Source organism: Polaromonas sp. P3_B4 (assembly GCF_056402835.1).
In genome coordinates, this window is the sequence record NZ_JBFUGQ010000001.1 from 2711024 (window position 1) to 2724324 (window position 13301).

At 57.0% G+C, this 13301-nt stretch carries 15 protein-coding genes and 1 tRNA gene; 13 read left to right on the top strand and 3 right to left on the bottom strand.

The genetic code is table 11. The features are described from left to right. Positions 1-19: 19 nt before the first annotated feature. From AC1DVV_RS12855 to ureG, 6 genes are read left to right on the top strand one after another with little or no spacing between them, the layout of a single operon-like run. Positions 20-637 (top strand): HupE/UreJ family protein, encoded by a 618-nt coding sequence (locus AC1DVV_RS12855; RefSeq protein WP_477667668.1) that lies wholly within the window; start codon positions 20-22, stop codon positions 635-637. An 8-nt stretch (positions 638-645) separates the two neighbouring features. Beyond that, positions 646-951, top strand: coding sequence for an urease subunit beta (locus tag AC1DVV_RS12860; RefSeq protein ID WP_477690334.1), 306 nt, complete (start codon positions 646-648; stop codon positions 949-951). Beyond that, on the top strand, positions 951-2669 hold the full coding sequence (gene ureC, locus AC1DVV_RS12865) for an urease subunit alpha (protein ID WP_457282149.1): 1719 nt from the start codon (positions 951-953) through the stop codon (positions 2667-2669). Before AC1DVV_RS12860 ends, ureC begins: the two co-directional genes overlap by 1 nt. A gap of 6 nt (positions 2670-2675) precedes the next feature. Continuing rightward, positions 2676-3296, top strand: a complete 621-nt coding sequence (gene ureE / locus AC1DVV_RS12870; RefSeq protein ID WP_457282150.1) for an urease accessory protein UreE — start codon at positions 2676-2678, stop codon at positions 3294-3296. A gap of 13 nt (positions 3297-3309) precedes the next feature. Further along, positions 3310-4011, top strand: coding sequence for an urease accessory protein UreF (locus AC1DVV_RS12875; RefSeq protein ID WP_457282273.1), 702 nt, complete (start codon positions 3310-3312; stop codon positions 4009-4011). Positions 4012-4041: 30 nt separating this feature from the next. Continuing rightward, positions 4042-4710 (top strand): urease accessory protein UreG, encoded by a 669-nt coding sequence (gene ureG / locus AC1DVV_RS12880; RefSeq protein WP_457282151.1) that lies wholly within the window; start codon positions 4042-4044, stop codon positions 4708-4710. A gap of 234 nt (positions 4711-4944) precedes the next feature. On the opposite strand, the gene AC1DVV_RS12885 is transcribed toward ureG, so the two are convergent. Next, a complete protein-coding gene (locus AC1DVV_RS12885; protein WP_457282152.1) occupies positions 4945-5253 on the bottom strand; it encodes a hypothetical protein in 309 nt (102 codons plus the stop codon). A 353-nt stretch (positions 5254-5606) separates the two neighbouring features. Here AC1DVV_RS12885 and AC1DVV_RS12890 point away from each other — a divergent pair. Continuing rightward, positions 5607-5696: transfer RNA gene (locus AC1DVV_RS12890), tRNA-Ser, on the top strand. 322 nt (positions 5697-6018) lie between these two features. Here the strand turns inward: AC1DVV_RS12890 and AC1DVV_RS12895 are convergent. Together AC1DVV_RS12895 and AC1DVV_RS12900 are read right to left on the bottom strand one after the other, a co-directional pair. Continuing rightward, on the bottom strand, positions 6019-6417 hold the full coding sequence (locus AC1DVV_RS12895) for a hypothetical protein (protein ID WP_457282153.1): 399 nt from the start codon (positions 6415-6417) through the stop codon (positions 6019-6021). A gap of 25 nt (positions 6418-6442) precedes the next feature. Continuing rightward, on the bottom strand, positions 6443-6712 hold the full coding sequence (locus AC1DVV_RS12900; RefSeq protein WP_457282154.1) for a hypothetical protein: 270 nt from the start codon (positions 6710-6712) through the stop codon (positions 6443-6445). A 326-nt stretch (positions 6713-7038) separates the two neighbouring features. Here AC1DVV_RS12900 and AC1DVV_RS12905 point away from each other — a divergent pair, with 326 nt between their 5' ends. From AC1DVV_RS12905 to AC1DVV_RS12930, 6 genes are all read left to right on the top strand, one after another. Next, positions 7039-8064, top strand: coding sequence for a hypothetical protein (locus tag AC1DVV_RS12905; protein ID WP_457282155.1), 1026 nt, complete (start codon positions 7039-7041; stop codon positions 8062-8064). Between the two features lie 78 nt (positions 8065-8142). Further along, entirely contained in the window at positions 8143-8922 is a 780-nt protein-coding gene (locus tag AC1DVV_RS12910; protein ID WP_477707202.1) for a hypothetical protein, read from the top strand. A gap of 132 nt (positions 8923-9054) precedes the next feature. Further along, positions 9055-9438 (top strand): immunity protein Imm33 domain-containing protein, encoded by a 384-nt coding sequence (locus AC1DVV_RS12915; RefSeq protein ID WP_457282274.1) that lies wholly within the window; start codon positions 9055-9057, stop codon positions 9436-9438. Then, on the top strand, positions 9435-9965 hold the full coding sequence (locus AC1DVV_RS12920; protein WP_457282157.1) for a hypothetical protein: 531 nt from the start codon (positions 9435-9437) through the stop codon (positions 9963-9965). The genes AC1DVV_RS12915 and AC1DVV_RS12920 overlap by 4 nt, the downstream gene beginning before the upstream one ends. A 75-nt stretch (positions 9966-10040) precedes the next feature. After that, the gene (locus tag AC1DVV_RS12925) at positions 10041-10346 is read left to right on the top strand and encodes a hypothetical protein (protein ID WP_457282158.1); all 306 of its coding nucleotides are present in this window, start codon (positions 10041-10043) and stop codon (positions 10344-10346) included. A 2113-nt stretch (positions 10347-12459) separates the two neighbouring features. Further along, positions 12460-13137, top strand: coding sequence for a hypothetical protein (locus AC1DVV_RS12930; RefSeq protein WP_457282159.1), 678 nt, complete (start codon positions 12460-12462; stop codon positions 13135-13137). Positions 13138-13301 lie beyond the last annotated feature (164 nt).

Sequence of the window (13301 nt, forward strand, 5' to 3'; positions counted from 1 at the left end):
ATTACCCGAGATCGCCACCATGCAAATCAAAACCAAAAACGCTCTCTTTTTGATAGCTGCTTGCGCAGTATCGACGGGTGCTAGCGCCCATATTGACCATCAATCCGGCGCTGCGGTGCACGACCACGCCAGCGCCTTCCTCAGCGGCTTTTTCCACCCGCTGACGGGTATGGACCACCTGGCGGCCATGGTGGCCGTGGGCCTGTGGAGCGCGCTGGCCGCGCGGCGCGCCGGGCCTGAACTGTTGTGGGGCCCGCTGGGCTTTGCCGGCATGCTGCTGGCAGGCGCCCTGCTGGGCCTGCAGGGTCTGCAGATTCCCGCCGTCGAGCCCATGATCGCGGCTTCGCTGCTGGTCACCGGCCTGCTGGTCGTGACGCGCTGGCATGTACCCGGCATTGCGGCGGCGCTCATCGCCGGTGTGTTCGCCGTTTTCCATGGCCTGGCCCACGGCTATGAACTGGCCGGAGCGCCCGGCGCCTGGGCCACCCTGTCGGGCATGCTGGCCGCTACGCTGCTGCTGCACCTGGCGGGCCTGGGTGCGGGTTGGGCGCTGCGCAGCGCCAGCGTCTGGCTGCCTCGCATAGCTGGCGCCGCCGTCGCCCTCTTCGGCGTGACCCTGCTCGCCCAACTGGCCTGAGGCGCACCATGATTCCCGGCGAACTCATCACCGACGGCCCCGACCACGTACTCAACGCAGGCCGCCGCACGCTGACCGTCGTTGTGCAGAACACGGCCGACCGGCCCATACAGGTCGGCTCGCATTACCACTTCGCCGAAACCAACGGCGCGCTTGGCTTTGACCGCGAGGCCGCGCGCGGCATGCGCCTGAACATCGCGTCGGGCACGGCCGTGCGCTTCGAGCCGGGGCAGCAGCGCACGGTGGAATTGGTGGAATTTTCCGGCGACCGAAAAGTGTTCGGCTTTCGCGGACTCGTGCAGGGAGCACTTTGATGGCAACAATTGGACGCCGCGCCTATGCGGAAATGTTCGGCCCCACCGTCGGTGACCGGCTGCGGCTGGCCGATACGGATTTGGTGGTCGAAGTCGAAGCCGATTACACCCTGCGCGCCGGCAGCTACGGTGAGGAAGTCAAATTCGGCGGCGGCAAGACCATACGCGACGGCATGGCCCAGTCGCAAAAAACCCGGGCCGAAGGCGCGATGGATTGCGTGATGACGAATGCGCTCATCATCGACCACTGGGGTATCGTGAAGGCCGACATCGGCCTGAAGGGCGGGCGCATCGCCGCCATCGGCAAGGCCGGCAACCCCGACACCCAGCCCGGCGTCGACATGATCATCGGCCCCGGCACCGAGATCATCAGCTGCGAAGGCATGATCGTCACGGCCGGCGGCATCGACTCGCACATCCACTTCATCTGCCCGCAGCAGATCGAGGAAGCGCTGACGGCCGGTATCACCACCATGCTGGGCGGCGGCACCGGCCCGGCCACAGGCACCTTTGCCACCACCTGCACGCCCGGCCCCTGGAACATTGAGCGCATGCTGCAGGCAGCCGACGCCTTCCCCATGAACCTCGGCTTCCTCGGCAAGGGCAATGCCAGCCTGCCCGCCGCGCTGCACGAGCAGATCAACGCCGGTGTCATCGGCCTGAAGCTGCACGAAGACTGGGGTACCACGCCCGCGGCCATCAGCAATTGCCTGGATGTGGCGGAAGAAACCGACACACAGGTCGCCATCCACAGCGACACACTCAACGAGTCGGGTTTTGTCGAGAACACGATTGCCGCCACCAAAGGCCGCAGCCTCTGCGCCTTCCACACCGAAGGCGCTGGCGGCGGCCATGCACCCGACATCCTGCGTGTGGTGGGCGAAGAGAACTTCCTACCCTCCTCCACCAACCCGACCATGCCCTACACCGTCAACACGCTTGACGAGCACGTCGACATGCTGATGGTGTGCCACCACCTGGACGCCGGCATCGCCGAAGACCTGGCTTTTGCGGAAAGCCGCATCCGCAAGGAAACCATCGCAGCCGAAGACGTGCTGCACGACCTGGGCGCGATCAGCATGATGAGCAGTGACAGCCAGGCCATGGGCCGCGTCGGCGAAGTGATCATCCGCACCTGGCAGACCGCGCACAAGATGAAACAGCAGCGCGGCAAGCTGCCCGGCGACACGGACCGCCACGACAACTTCCGCGCCAAGCGCTACATCAGCAAATACACCATCAACCCGGCGATTGCCCATGGCATCTCGCACGAAGTCGGCTCAGTCGAGTTAGGCAAATGGGCCGACCTCGTGGTGTGGAAACCGGCCTTCTTCGGCATCAAACCCTCGGTCATCCTCAAGGGCGGCTTTATCGCCATGGCGGCCATGGGCGACCCGAACGCCTCCATCCCCACGCCGCAGCCAGTGCACTACCGCCCCATGTTCGGCGGCTTCGGCGGCGCGATTGCCAAAGGTTCGCTGACCTTTGTCTCGCAAGCCGGGCTGAACGCCGGCGTCAAGGAGCGCTTTGGCCTGGCCAAAAACCTGAGTGCGGTGAAGAACGTGCGCGGCGTGCGCAAGCAGCACATGGTCCACAATGCCTATCTGCCCAGGATGGAGGTTGACGCCCAGACCTACCTGGTGCGCGCAGACGGCCAGCTGCTGACCTGCGAGCCAGCCACCAGCCTGCCGATGACGCAACGCTATTTCCTGTTTTAAGGTTCCATGCTCCAGGTTTCCAAAGTCATTTCGCAGGGCGCCGGCCTTGCGCCTGTTCTCGTCAAGCGCGCCTCCAGCATCGAGCTTGACTGGGATGTTCGCCAGAAAAGCCGGTTTGACGGTACCGATTCGCTGGGCCGGCAGCTCGGTATTTTTTTGCCGCGCGGCACGCTGGTGCGTGGCGGCGACGTGCTGGTGGCGGAAGACGGCTCCATGGTCAAAGTGATCGCCGCCCCGCAGGCCGTGCTCCGCATCACCGCGTGCCCGTCGCACGGCTCCCCTTTCGACCTGACGCGCGCCGCCTACCACCTGGGCAACCGGCATGTGCCGATTGAACTCAAGCCCGACCACCTGAAAATTGAACCCGACCATGTGCTGGCCGACATGCTGCGTGCCATGCACCTGATCGTGAACGAAGTTGAAGAAGCTTTCGAGCCCGAAGGCGGGGCCTACAGCGCTGGCGGACACAGCCATGGGCATGACCATTCCTCTGACCATTCTCATGGCCATGCGCAGCCCGCCCCCGCGCCACACGTGCATGGCCCGGACTGCAACCATGGGCATGACGACCACACCCACGAAGCCCAGCCGGTCGCCATCCAGATCCACAGGCACAAGCCGCACTAGGGCGTTGATGGACATGTCCGCCGCGCCTGCAGGGCAGCTACCGGCCGCCAGCCTGCTCCAGCTCATCTGGCTGGCCTCCCCGGCCTTGCCTGTAGGCGGATTTTCATACTCGGAAGGGCTTGAAACAGCCATGGAACGGGCGCAACCGGCTACAGAAATGATAGCAAGCAACTGGTTGACCGACCAGCTTCAGCTGAGCCTGGCGCGCGGTGACCTGGCGGTGATTGCCCAGGCTATTCCCGCCTGGCGCTCGGGCGACCTGCAGCGCGTGCAGCAACTCAATGCCTGGGTGCTGCAAACCCGGGAAACCAGCGAGCTGCGCGCCCAGGCCGAGCAAATGGGCAGATCCCTGCTGGACTGGCTGCGCAACCATGACGATGCCAACGCAGTGCACATTGAGGCCTGTGCGCAGATGCAGCCGACCTTCCCCGTTGCCTTTGCGTTGGCCGTTTCACAAACCGAGGCGGGCGTGCGCGACTGCCTGCTGGCCTATGCTTTCGGCTGGGCCGAAAACATGACACAAGCCGCCATCAAATCCGTGCCTTTGGGGCAAAGCGCCGGCCAGCGCATGCTGGCGCGCCTTGCCGGCGGCATACCTGCAGCGGTCGAGGCCGCCATGCAGTTGCCGGATGAGGAACGCCAGGCCTTTTCCCCCATGCTGGCCATTCTTTCGTCACAGCATGAAACCCAGTATTCGCGGCTGTTCCGCTCCTGACTTCTCACCGCAAATTCAACAAAGCCCCCCATGAGCCTGCATCACATCGCCAACCGTACCAAAAAACTTCCCCCCTTGCGCGTCGGCATTGGGGGCCCCGTCGGTTCCGGCAAAACCACATTGCTTGAAATGCTGTGCAAAGGCATGAAGGCCAAATACGACCTGGTCGCCATCACCAACGACATTTACACCAAGGAAGACCAGCGCATCCTGACCGTCAGCGGCGCGCTGGACGCCGAACGCATCATGGGCGTGGAAACCGGCGGCTGCCCGCACACCGCCATACGCGAAGACGCCTCGATCAACCTCGAAGCCATAGACCGCATGCTGGTGGATTTCCCCAATGCCGACATCGTGTTCGTCGAATCTGGTGGCGACAACCTGGCCGCCACTTTCAGCCCCGAGCTGAGCGACCTCACCATCTACGTGATCGACGTGGCTGCCGGCGAGAAGATTCCGCGCAAAGGCGGGCCCGGCATCACCAAAAGCGATCTGTTCGTCATCAACAAAACCGACCTGGCTCCCCACGTCGGCGCCGACCTGGGCGTGATGAAGGCGGACACCATACGCATGCGCACCACGGCCAAGGGCCTGAAGCCTTTTGTCATGACCAATCTCAAGACCAATGCCGGCCTTGCGGAAGTCATTGCGTTTATCGAGACAAAAGGAATGCTGCTGGCCCAACCTGAAGCCGCATAGCGGCGAGCAGGCAAAAAAAAGCCCGGAAGACCGGGCAGTAAAACTGGCTTCGCCAGTGGAGGGAGGTGCGACCCGGGACGGGCCGCAAGGAAAGTTTAGCCAGCGGCTGGCTGGCGGTGTGTAGGACAAGGTCGTGAATGCCGCCTGCGGACAGCGTTCCGGCGACAAGCCCTGGCCACGACGGGCTGCTGACTCATATATATAGCAGGCACATAGCAGACCACTCTGACGCCCTTACAGCTCAAACTCGCTGGGGTGAACAGTTTCGAACATCCTTCCGTCCCGGAAGAAAACAACCATCCAGTTACCAAACCGTTGCGTAGGGTGCGCCGGAATGACCTGGTTCAAGGCATGTGCAATGGATTTCTTGACGGGTAACTCAATTTCCCGGATTTCCGGGGAAAGTGAGTCCACGCTGATCAACATGAAGGTTCCGCGGTCCTGGACTTCGACCCGCGGAAACGACCAGCGGGCGCCGGTGGCATGCACAAATGCCGTAGTAACCTTTTCTGCCGCCTCGGGGGGGAATGCTGGAGCAGTCATATTTGTGTCCTCTAAAAGTGCTGTAACTGAATGTTTCAATCATGGCTGCGCCAGCGCCTTTAGTCACCGTTCCAAAAAACGTTTGGGAAGCGGAGAGGAAATAGTTCCAGGAAATAAGTCCGTTTTTTTGGCTCTATTTGCTTGACAGTCACAAAGTGACCAATGACGAACCAAAAGAGGGGGACTTCAGCCCTCTATTTTTGGCAGTGCCCTGCCCTCGTGAGTAATTCAACATATGGAAGGCAGCCGATGCGCCCGGCGCGCCTGTTGTCCAGGCTGCGAGACCGCATTTATCGACAGCGACCCGCCAACGCGCCAGATGACCGCCGACTAGCGGTTAAACTATGCGGCTCGGAAGCGTGGCAGAGCGGTTGAATGCAGCAGTCTTGAAAACTGCCGAGGATGCAAGTCCTCCGTGAGTTCGAATCTCACCGCTTCCGCCACTTGTTGGCACTGGCTTTTAGCTGCTCCAAAAGCCGTACGATCCGACTCTGCCTCAAGAGTCGCAGCTGACCTGTGACAGTCCGCAGATCACGATGGCGCTACAGAAAACGGCCGCTGCACCGTGAAACTGAACTGATAGCGATCAGCCTTGACGTGTGAAAGACCACGCAGCTCTTGCAAGACACCGATTCCGGCACAAAAAGGGTTTGGGAAGTTTCAATCCAGCGATTCTCGCAGGTGATTGCTGTCTTCAAGCCCATACATTTCCTCGCGCTGACCTGCAAGTTCGGGAGGAAAGATAGTCCTTTCATTGAGGTAAATTTAACTGCGCGTGGCTTGGTACGGCGGAAGAAACCTGCGAATCACCAAGCAGACCAACGTTACCGCCCCCTGCAGCACGCTAGCTTGAACAAGTGGCCAAAAACCATTGGCGTCATAACGCACGCCTCTGTTCACAAAATCTGCGTCGAAATAAATTGCAGCCGCACCAAGTAAAGTAGCGAAGCCCATCATCCACAAGAACTCAATCGACGTTTTCACAAATTCGTCTTTTGTCGATTCGAATACTGAAAATACAAGATGGGCTGCGGTCAAGAGAACCGGCAAGCTCAAGGCCAAATACAGTGACAGGGGATATGAATCTTCTCGGTACATGCGAAACATAACGAGGCAGAGTCCCCAGCTAATCCACCTAATGTTAAAAAGATTACTGATATTCATCTAATCCCCTAGGCCAGAGCTGCCATTAAAACTGCTCGATCAGTTCGCTCATCGCGACCATGCTGACGGTTAAGGCGCCAAAAGCGAATAGCCTGAGTGCCGCGATGAAGCCGTCTTTGCGCCAGGCGGAGATCGGCCAGTACATTTGCAAAATGCAGAGCACGAGCGCGACGATGAGCAGGTATAGCTTTGTCATCGCGGCATCGTAGCAATAAAAAGCCCCCTCAGGACCTCTCCTTGTTTCGCTTGCGAGGCGGCCCTCTGCTCGGAGCCTTAAAGGCTCAAAGGTCTGCATGTGGTTGGGCGGATGACGATGCAGGCAGAACCGTGTATGTGATCACGGTGAGTCAGACCAGGATGCCGGTGAAGACTGTCGCCAGTCTGGAGCTGTAGGAGGTTGGCTATAAGTGAAAAGCTCTCAAGGATTGCGCGGCGTCAGTGCAATGGAAAGAGAAAGTTAGAGCGCTGACGTGTGACAGCCTGCAGATCACGATGGCATTGCAGAACACTGCAACGTCGAACCAGCCGCGAGCACTGTAAAAAGTATCCCCTGGGGTTTGTTTTCGTTTCGCATGCGAAACCAATGACCTTAAACTCCATCCAACAAAACGGGAGGAATTTATGAGAACCTGGATTCGAACTCTTGGTGTGATTCTGTTGGCAATTTTCACGAACACATACACCAATGCGGAAAATTTTTACGGGCCCAACGAGTTAAACGAAATCGTTACCAAGGCTTATAAGGCAGATGATTTTGTTGCGCTTGATAAGTTGGCTACCAAGCTTCGTACAGAAAGAAGTCGAACCCCCAGTGGAGTTTGGAATCTCACCGTTTTCTATGGCAACCTAGGCTACGCTATTGTTGGGGAAAAGGAAAAGAACTCGGAGGCGCAATGGGCGGCCATAGAAAGCAAACTGAATCGTTGGGTCGCAGCTTTTCCTCAATCGGCTATGGCGCCAATAGCACTGGCTACCGCACAGAAGCAGCATGCCTGGGCTCTTCGCGGTTCTGGCTATGCAAGTACCGTCACCCCTGAAGGCTGGAAAGGCTTCGCGAGCTACATGGCGATTGCTCGCAACACCCTCGATGTGAACAAAAAAATCAGCAGTGATGATCCGCAGTGGTATATCGTGATGCTGGATGTGGCGCTTGCGCAGAACTGGACAAGAGACCAACATTGGGCGTTGTACGAAGAAGCAGTGTCGAAAGAGCCTCTTCATTACCAGACATATTTTGTGGCGGCAGAGCGTTTTCTCCCAATGTGGGGAGGGAGCATGCGGCAAATCCAGGATTTTGCTGCGGATGCCGTGAGACGAACGACCTCAACAGAAGGCCAGGGAATGTATGCACGTATCTATTGGGTCGCAGCAGGGCGCATGGGAGGGGAAGCTTTCTTTGCAGAGTCGCATCGGAGCGCAGTTTGGTCGCAGATGAAAGCCGGCTTTGAAGACGTGCTCAAAAAATACCCAGCCGATTGGAATAGGAATGCGTACGCGAAATTCGCATGCCAAGCCGGTGATGTGGATACGTTTATAGCCATGACCCGCAGCTTTAATGGCACGCCCATGAAAGACGCATGGCCCGGCGACTACTTCCAGAAATGCAAAGAATACGCCGGAAAGCTGCGACCAAATAGCCTACTTTGAGTCTTTCCCAGCGTTTCCGGCACATTAAGTCGCATCAGCCAGCATGTATCTCGACAGAGTACTCGCCCCCAGCTTCCAATGACTACTTCATCTCTTCGCCAATTCTTTATGTCTTTGCTCTTGCTCGCACTTGTGGGGTGCAATCAAGCGGACATGATTCAAAAATTTGCTTCGCCTGCCGATCAGACGCTGGCCAAAAGTTACATTGATCTTCTGCGACAGCAGCGCTTTGAGGATATTGAGAAGGCGGCTGACCCAAGCATAGCTGGGCCGGCACTTCATGACGCGCTTGTTCAAATGGCGGCATTGATCCCCGCTGGAGAGCCCTCAACAATTATGCTGGTTGGCGCTCATCGGATGAACAGGGATGACTCTTCGACCGTCAATCTCACGTTTGAATATGGCTTTTCAGGCAAATGGATTTTGACGAGCGTCGCCGTAAGGAATCATGGTGGTAAGGCCACCATAGTTGGCCTGAGTGTCGCTCCCCAGCCAGCTTCACTTGAACAACAGAATCGGTTCACGTTAGCAAAAAAAACGCCAATTCAATACCTTGTTTTTGCGTTGGCCATAGTCTTTCCGTTGCTTACCCTCTGGGCGCTTGTTGTTTGCGGCAGGTCTAAACTCAAAGGCCGAAAGTGGCCGTGGGTACTGTTCGTTATGCTTGGGTTTGGAAAGTTTGCAGTGAACTGGACAACTGGCGAATGGAGTTTCGCGCCCTTGTCCTTACAGCTATTTAGTGCGGGAGCGTTTGCCCCCTTGTACGGGCAATGGACCGTTGCGATTGCTCTTCCGATCGGCGCAATTACTTTTTTGATACTCAGGAAAAAGCTAAGTGTTGCAGCAATTAAAAGCTAACTGGTCGGCCCACTCGGACACACAGCAGCAGATTCCTGCTGCGCGGCGCTTGCTACGTGCCGGTGGTCTCAAACGATAGACCCCGAGGAAACACAATGCGAGTGCTCCGTGAGAAGTCCGCTTTGTGAATGGGTGGGCGCATCGCCGTTGCCACCTGTAGCCGGTTCAAAAGTAGGCATCGCGTTGTCGACGATCGGAACTGAACCAATCCACGGCCTTCGCCACAAGCCCACGACAAGTACTAACGGTTGGTACTTCTGGTCCGGAGGTGAACCGTCAGAAGCCAGCGACTTCTTTGCCCTCCTGCATGTGGAGAATCTGGCAGAGACCCTACCATGGGTTGTCGAGTATCTTGAGTTGCCGCCAGGGTATCGCTTGCTGATAGATGGCTCCAACCATGAAGATGTGTGGTTCGATAAACGCTGCTTGTGGCCCAACCCCTCAGTCAATGAGACGTCTTGCGCATCGCACAAGCCGCCCCTTACCTCCACCGTTAGACCTCTTTTGACACCATGAACGTCCTCTTGTATCCCTTCATGCTGCTATCGGCAGTTGGTCTGCTTCTCAGCGTAGGAAGTCACCTGGCAGCCCTGATTGGCCTGCCAATTCCAGGTGGACATCTGGTTTGGGGTTTGCACGCCGGCATCTTCGTAGTGTGGCTTCCGACGGTCTTGGTCGCCAATCGTATGTCGCGCCACGGAAGACGCGCTGATTTTTGGAAGCTGGCCCTATCGGGCTGCCCAACTTGGGCACGCTATGCGATCTACGGGCTCTTCGGATACGCGATGCTCAATTTCATTCTGGGTATGAGCGACGTACCCAGCCATAGAGACGGGAGCAATGCTGCCAATTCCGGCGCCGAAGTGCGTCTCTTCTCTGGGCATTGGATGGTTTTCTACGGCGCGGCGTTTGCAACGCTCTACTCCGCGATCAACAACTCCAGGTTGCTGAAAGGCCGAAAATGCATTCGAGGCCATGAGGTCGCACCACTCGATAAGTTCTGTCCCGAATGTGGGGCAGCTATAGAGCATGGGCACATCTAACCTGTCTCTCCAGCGGACTAATTCTGAGGGGCTTCGGCTCCCGCCGCGATCCGCTGAGCTCAAACGTTGGGCGTCATGACCAATCCGCGTTTATGGAAGACCTGGGGTATTGCTGAAGCAAACCTGAAAGATGCTCGTCGCTACCTTGTCGAGGCGGCCACCGATGCGGACTCAGAGAAGTATTCATTGGTTCAGTTCGATGAATACCTTGCCCATAATGAACTTGGCTTGGCACTGCAAGAGATTGCCAGCATTGCGGAAGATTTCACATGCAAGGCGGCATTCTGGAAGCGGCTCGAAGCGGCCGCAGAGGTCATGGAATTGCCAGAGTCTGCCTCGGCGTATAGGGATAAGTTCTTTGCGGAAACTCGTCGTCACTAAGACGCCCAACCCTTCATCGCAGCCGACCCTGGCCAGCTGCGCTGGCCGGTCGGCTGAATTCAAACGCAGGTTGCTCCGTGGCCAACAAAAAACCAGGTTTCAGTCGCACCCTTGCTCTAGCGTGCTGAACTCCGTCGAAATCTGATCTAGTTATGGAGTGAACCCCTCGGGCTGGACCAGGGGATTCACTCCAACACCGGGATGGGGTCTTGTGGGGGGATTCAGCGGCGACCGGGGCAGCGCGGTTTTTTCACCGGTTTATGGGCGAGGATGATCAAACACAACGGAATCGGCTGTTTAGGCTTAGCTCGTCCATATTGAGGAGGCGGTAGCCACACTGCCCGCCTAGAATCGGTTTGCGGGGTTTGGTGTTCTTTTTATCGATCTGAACGAAACTCAAAATGAGCAATAAGTCTTTTAATAACAAGCACTTGGCTGATTTTTTGGTGGCCAGGTTATACCGCAAGCGCGATGTTATACCGCGGACCTTGCGGTATACATTGCGTTAAGAACTCCAAATGCGTGTTCGCCTAGTACTACTGCTAGTCGCAGCTCTTCCTCTATGCAATGCATTTGGGCAGGAACGAGAAGGCCTACGAATTCATGCCCCACCCGCTTGGGCGGGATGGAAGAAGGCAGCGGAAGAAAAGAAAGACGGACTCGAATTTACGGCGTGGGTCCCTCTGGACCAGCAGGGGTCTGCATGGAAAGAATCAATCACTCTAGCCATTCTGGAGCCATCTCCCCCGGAAGATGCTGTAACGAACGCCATCCGCCTCACTCTTGGTGTGACGGCCAAGGCCTGTCCCAACTCCAATGTTGTGCCACCTAAGCCGCGTAGTGAAGGCATCTTTACTGTTGCTTATGCACAGTTCTACTGCTCTAGATTCCAGGACAAGAACGTGGGGGAACTTACCTTCGTCAAAGCCATTTCTTCTGCTCAGCGCACATATGTCATATCAATGATCAAGAGGGTAAGGCCCTTTGACATCCGTGCACCCGGGGCGTTTGTGTTCTCTGCAGAGGAAGAGGACCCGGTTAGCTGGCTTTCAGCGGCAGCAAATTACCTAGGTACCGTGAAAGTCTGTGTCAGTCGGCAAGAAAAGGAAGACGTATGTTCGCCCTAGAGTTCCTAACACGGCAGTCCACACTGACGCCGTGCGGCAAAGCCGCGCAGCGCCGGTGACTTCTACGTTAGATACCATGGAAACACTGCTCGTTCTGGTGCTCGCGCTTTTTGCGGTTGGCTTCGCGGTTGGTGCATTCTTGAATCATCCAGACGAACTCCCGCCGCACCGACTTCGTAGGTTTCTGTGGTCCGGGTGGATTGGATGGACCATCCTCTGCGGTGCACTGCTGCACCTTGCGAACGAAAAGCTTTGTCCCCCCGGCAGTTGCATCGGAGTGGCCTTAGGGCTTGCGTGGTTCGGACTGACGCTAGCGTGGTTAGTTGGCGGGCTGTGCGCGACGGCTGGTATCTATACTGCCCGGAACTATCTGAGGAACCACTAGTGGCAATGGCATCAAACAAGCCGTTCGACACTGACGCCCGAGTGCTTCAATGCGCTCCGTGCACACGCCTCCCGCTCGCCGATCAACTCCAACGTTAGGCCGCACCATGCGAGTCATTGCAATTGTTTCGCTTCTCGTTCTGCCTGGTCCGATATTCCTGGCCTACTCACAATTCATTGGCAACACGGGCTTTGAGTGGAAACACCTTCTAGCGAACTACGCTTGGTGTTCTGCAGTCTTGTATTGCTCCGCGTTGATTTTGATGGGAGCCCGCGCGAGCGTTACGCTATGGCTTGCTACTCTCGCCGCGGGGAATGCAGCTCTTATTGCATTCTGTTTTTGGATGGCCAGTCTCTTGGCGAGAGGCTACAGGGACACCGAAATCGCATGGGTGCTTCTTTTTCCAGCTCAGGCACTGGTCATTGCGCTCGCGGTGTTGGCCTATTGGATTGCGCACCGGAACAAGGAACGGCCTGGCCATGTTGCCTAACAGGCCGATCGAAACCGGCACACAACGCCGCGGCTCCGCGAAGCGCATGATTTTCGGCGCGACTGATAGCGCCAAGCCTCTATGTGCGGCTCACTTTCAACGTTGAGTATCTTGACCATGCGTCTTTTTTATATCTCAATTGCCATTGCACTATTTCAGGTCACATCCAGTCATGCCGCGTGCTCTGACAAAGAAAGTTGGATGGCGGCAAAGTCATTGCGCCTAATCTCATCCAATGGACAAAACCCGAAAGAATCTTTTGAGGTAGAGGTACGCCACTTGGGTAACGCGCAAATGTTTTCGCGCGTCATCCAGGGTGTTGCGGTCGCCGAGTCTTACCGGCTTTCTGGCGGGCGACACCTGTTTCACGGCCTTGATGAAAAAACGTTCAATCACCCTGTTGGCTTTGACCCCAGGCAGTCATTTTTTCTGCCAACCATGATTTTGGAAAAATTTGGGTTTGCCGGATTGTGTGGGATTTCCGGCGAGCAACACTTTCATGGTTCCATCGACCTGGGCGATTACTCGCCTCCTGGTATGCGTAGGCTGATGGTTGAGGGAACGGTGGCCCGTACCTCTGCTTCCGTTGTGACATTTTCACTTCGCCTGCTTGGTGACGCTGCTACGACCATCGACGGGTCGTTCGATTTTGTTCCCCCACCATTTCCAGCCGAGGCCCCGGTTCTCAATTGGTATTACCTCCTTCCCGGCGATCGTATGCTTTCCGCTAAACGTACGAATACCACTATGCCCACGCTGAGTGCTTTCGTTCAAGGTACGGAACAATAACTGTGCGCACAAAAAAGGGGCCTAATTCTGACGGCCGTAGCCCTGACCGAGAACAACAAGCATGTACCCACCGCCAGACGCATCATCGGCACCGTCAGGTTTGAGGGTCGATAGAAATTCTTAACCCCTCAATCAACACAGACTCACAACAGCAAAAAGGCCGC

What these genes read in the sequence shown, in the direction of transcription:
- AC1DVV_RS12855 (WP_477667668.1), top strand. Translation starts at nt 20, where the DNA reads ATGCAAATCAAAACCAAAAACGCTCTCTTTTTGATAGCTGCTTGCGCA.
- AC1DVV_RS12860 (WP_477690334.1), top strand. Translation starts at nt 646, where the DNA reads ATGATTCCCGGCGAACTCATCACCGACGGCCCCGACCACGTACTCAAC.
- ureC (WP_457282149.1), top strand. Translation starts at nt 951, where the DNA reads ATGGCAACAATTGGACGCCGCGCCTATGCGGAAATGTTCGGCCCCACC.
- ureE (WP_457282150.1), top strand. Translation starts at nt 2,676, where the DNA reads ATGCTCCAGGTTTCCAAAGTCATTTCGCAGGGCGCCGGCCTTGCGCCT.
- AC1DVV_RS12875 (WP_457282273.1), top strand. Translation starts at nt 3,310, where the DNA reads ATGTCCGCCGCGCCTGCAGGGCAGCTACCGGCCGCCAGCCTGCTCCAG.
- ureG (WP_457282151.1), top strand. Translation starts at nt 4,042, where the DNA reads ATGAGCCTGCATCACATCGCCAACCGTACCAAAAAACTTCCCCCCTTG.
- AC1DVV_RS12885 (WP_457282152.1), bottom strand. Translation starts at nt 5,253, where the DNA reads ATGACTGCTCCAGCATTCCCCCCCGAGGCGGCAGAAAAGGTTACTACG.
- AC1DVV_RS12895 (WP_457282153.1), bottom strand. Translation starts at nt 6,417, where the DNA reads ATGAATATCAGTAATCTTTTTAACATTAGGTGGATTAGCTGGGGACTC.
- AC1DVV_RS12900 (WP_457282154.1), bottom strand. Translation starts at nt 6,712, where the DNA reads ATGCAGACCTTTGAGCCTTTAAGGCTCCGAGCAGAGGGCCGCCTCGCA.
- AC1DVV_RS12905 (WP_457282155.1), top strand. Translation starts at nt 7,039, where the DNA reads ATGAGAACCTGGATTCGAACTCTTGGTGTGATTCTGTTGGCAATTTTC.
- AC1DVV_RS12910 (WP_477707202.1), top strand. Translation starts at nt 8,143, where the DNA reads ATGACTACTTCATCTCTTCGCCAATTCTTTATGTCTTTGCTCTTGCTC.
- AC1DVV_RS12920 (WP_457282157.1), top strand. Translation starts at nt 9,435, where the DNA reads ATGAACGTCCTCTTGTATCCCTTCATGCTGCTATCGGCAGTTGGTCTG.
- AC1DVV_RS12925 (WP_457282158.1), top strand. Translation starts at nt 10,041, where the DNA reads ATGACCAATCCGCGTTTATGGAAGACCTGGGGTATTGCTGAAGCAAAC.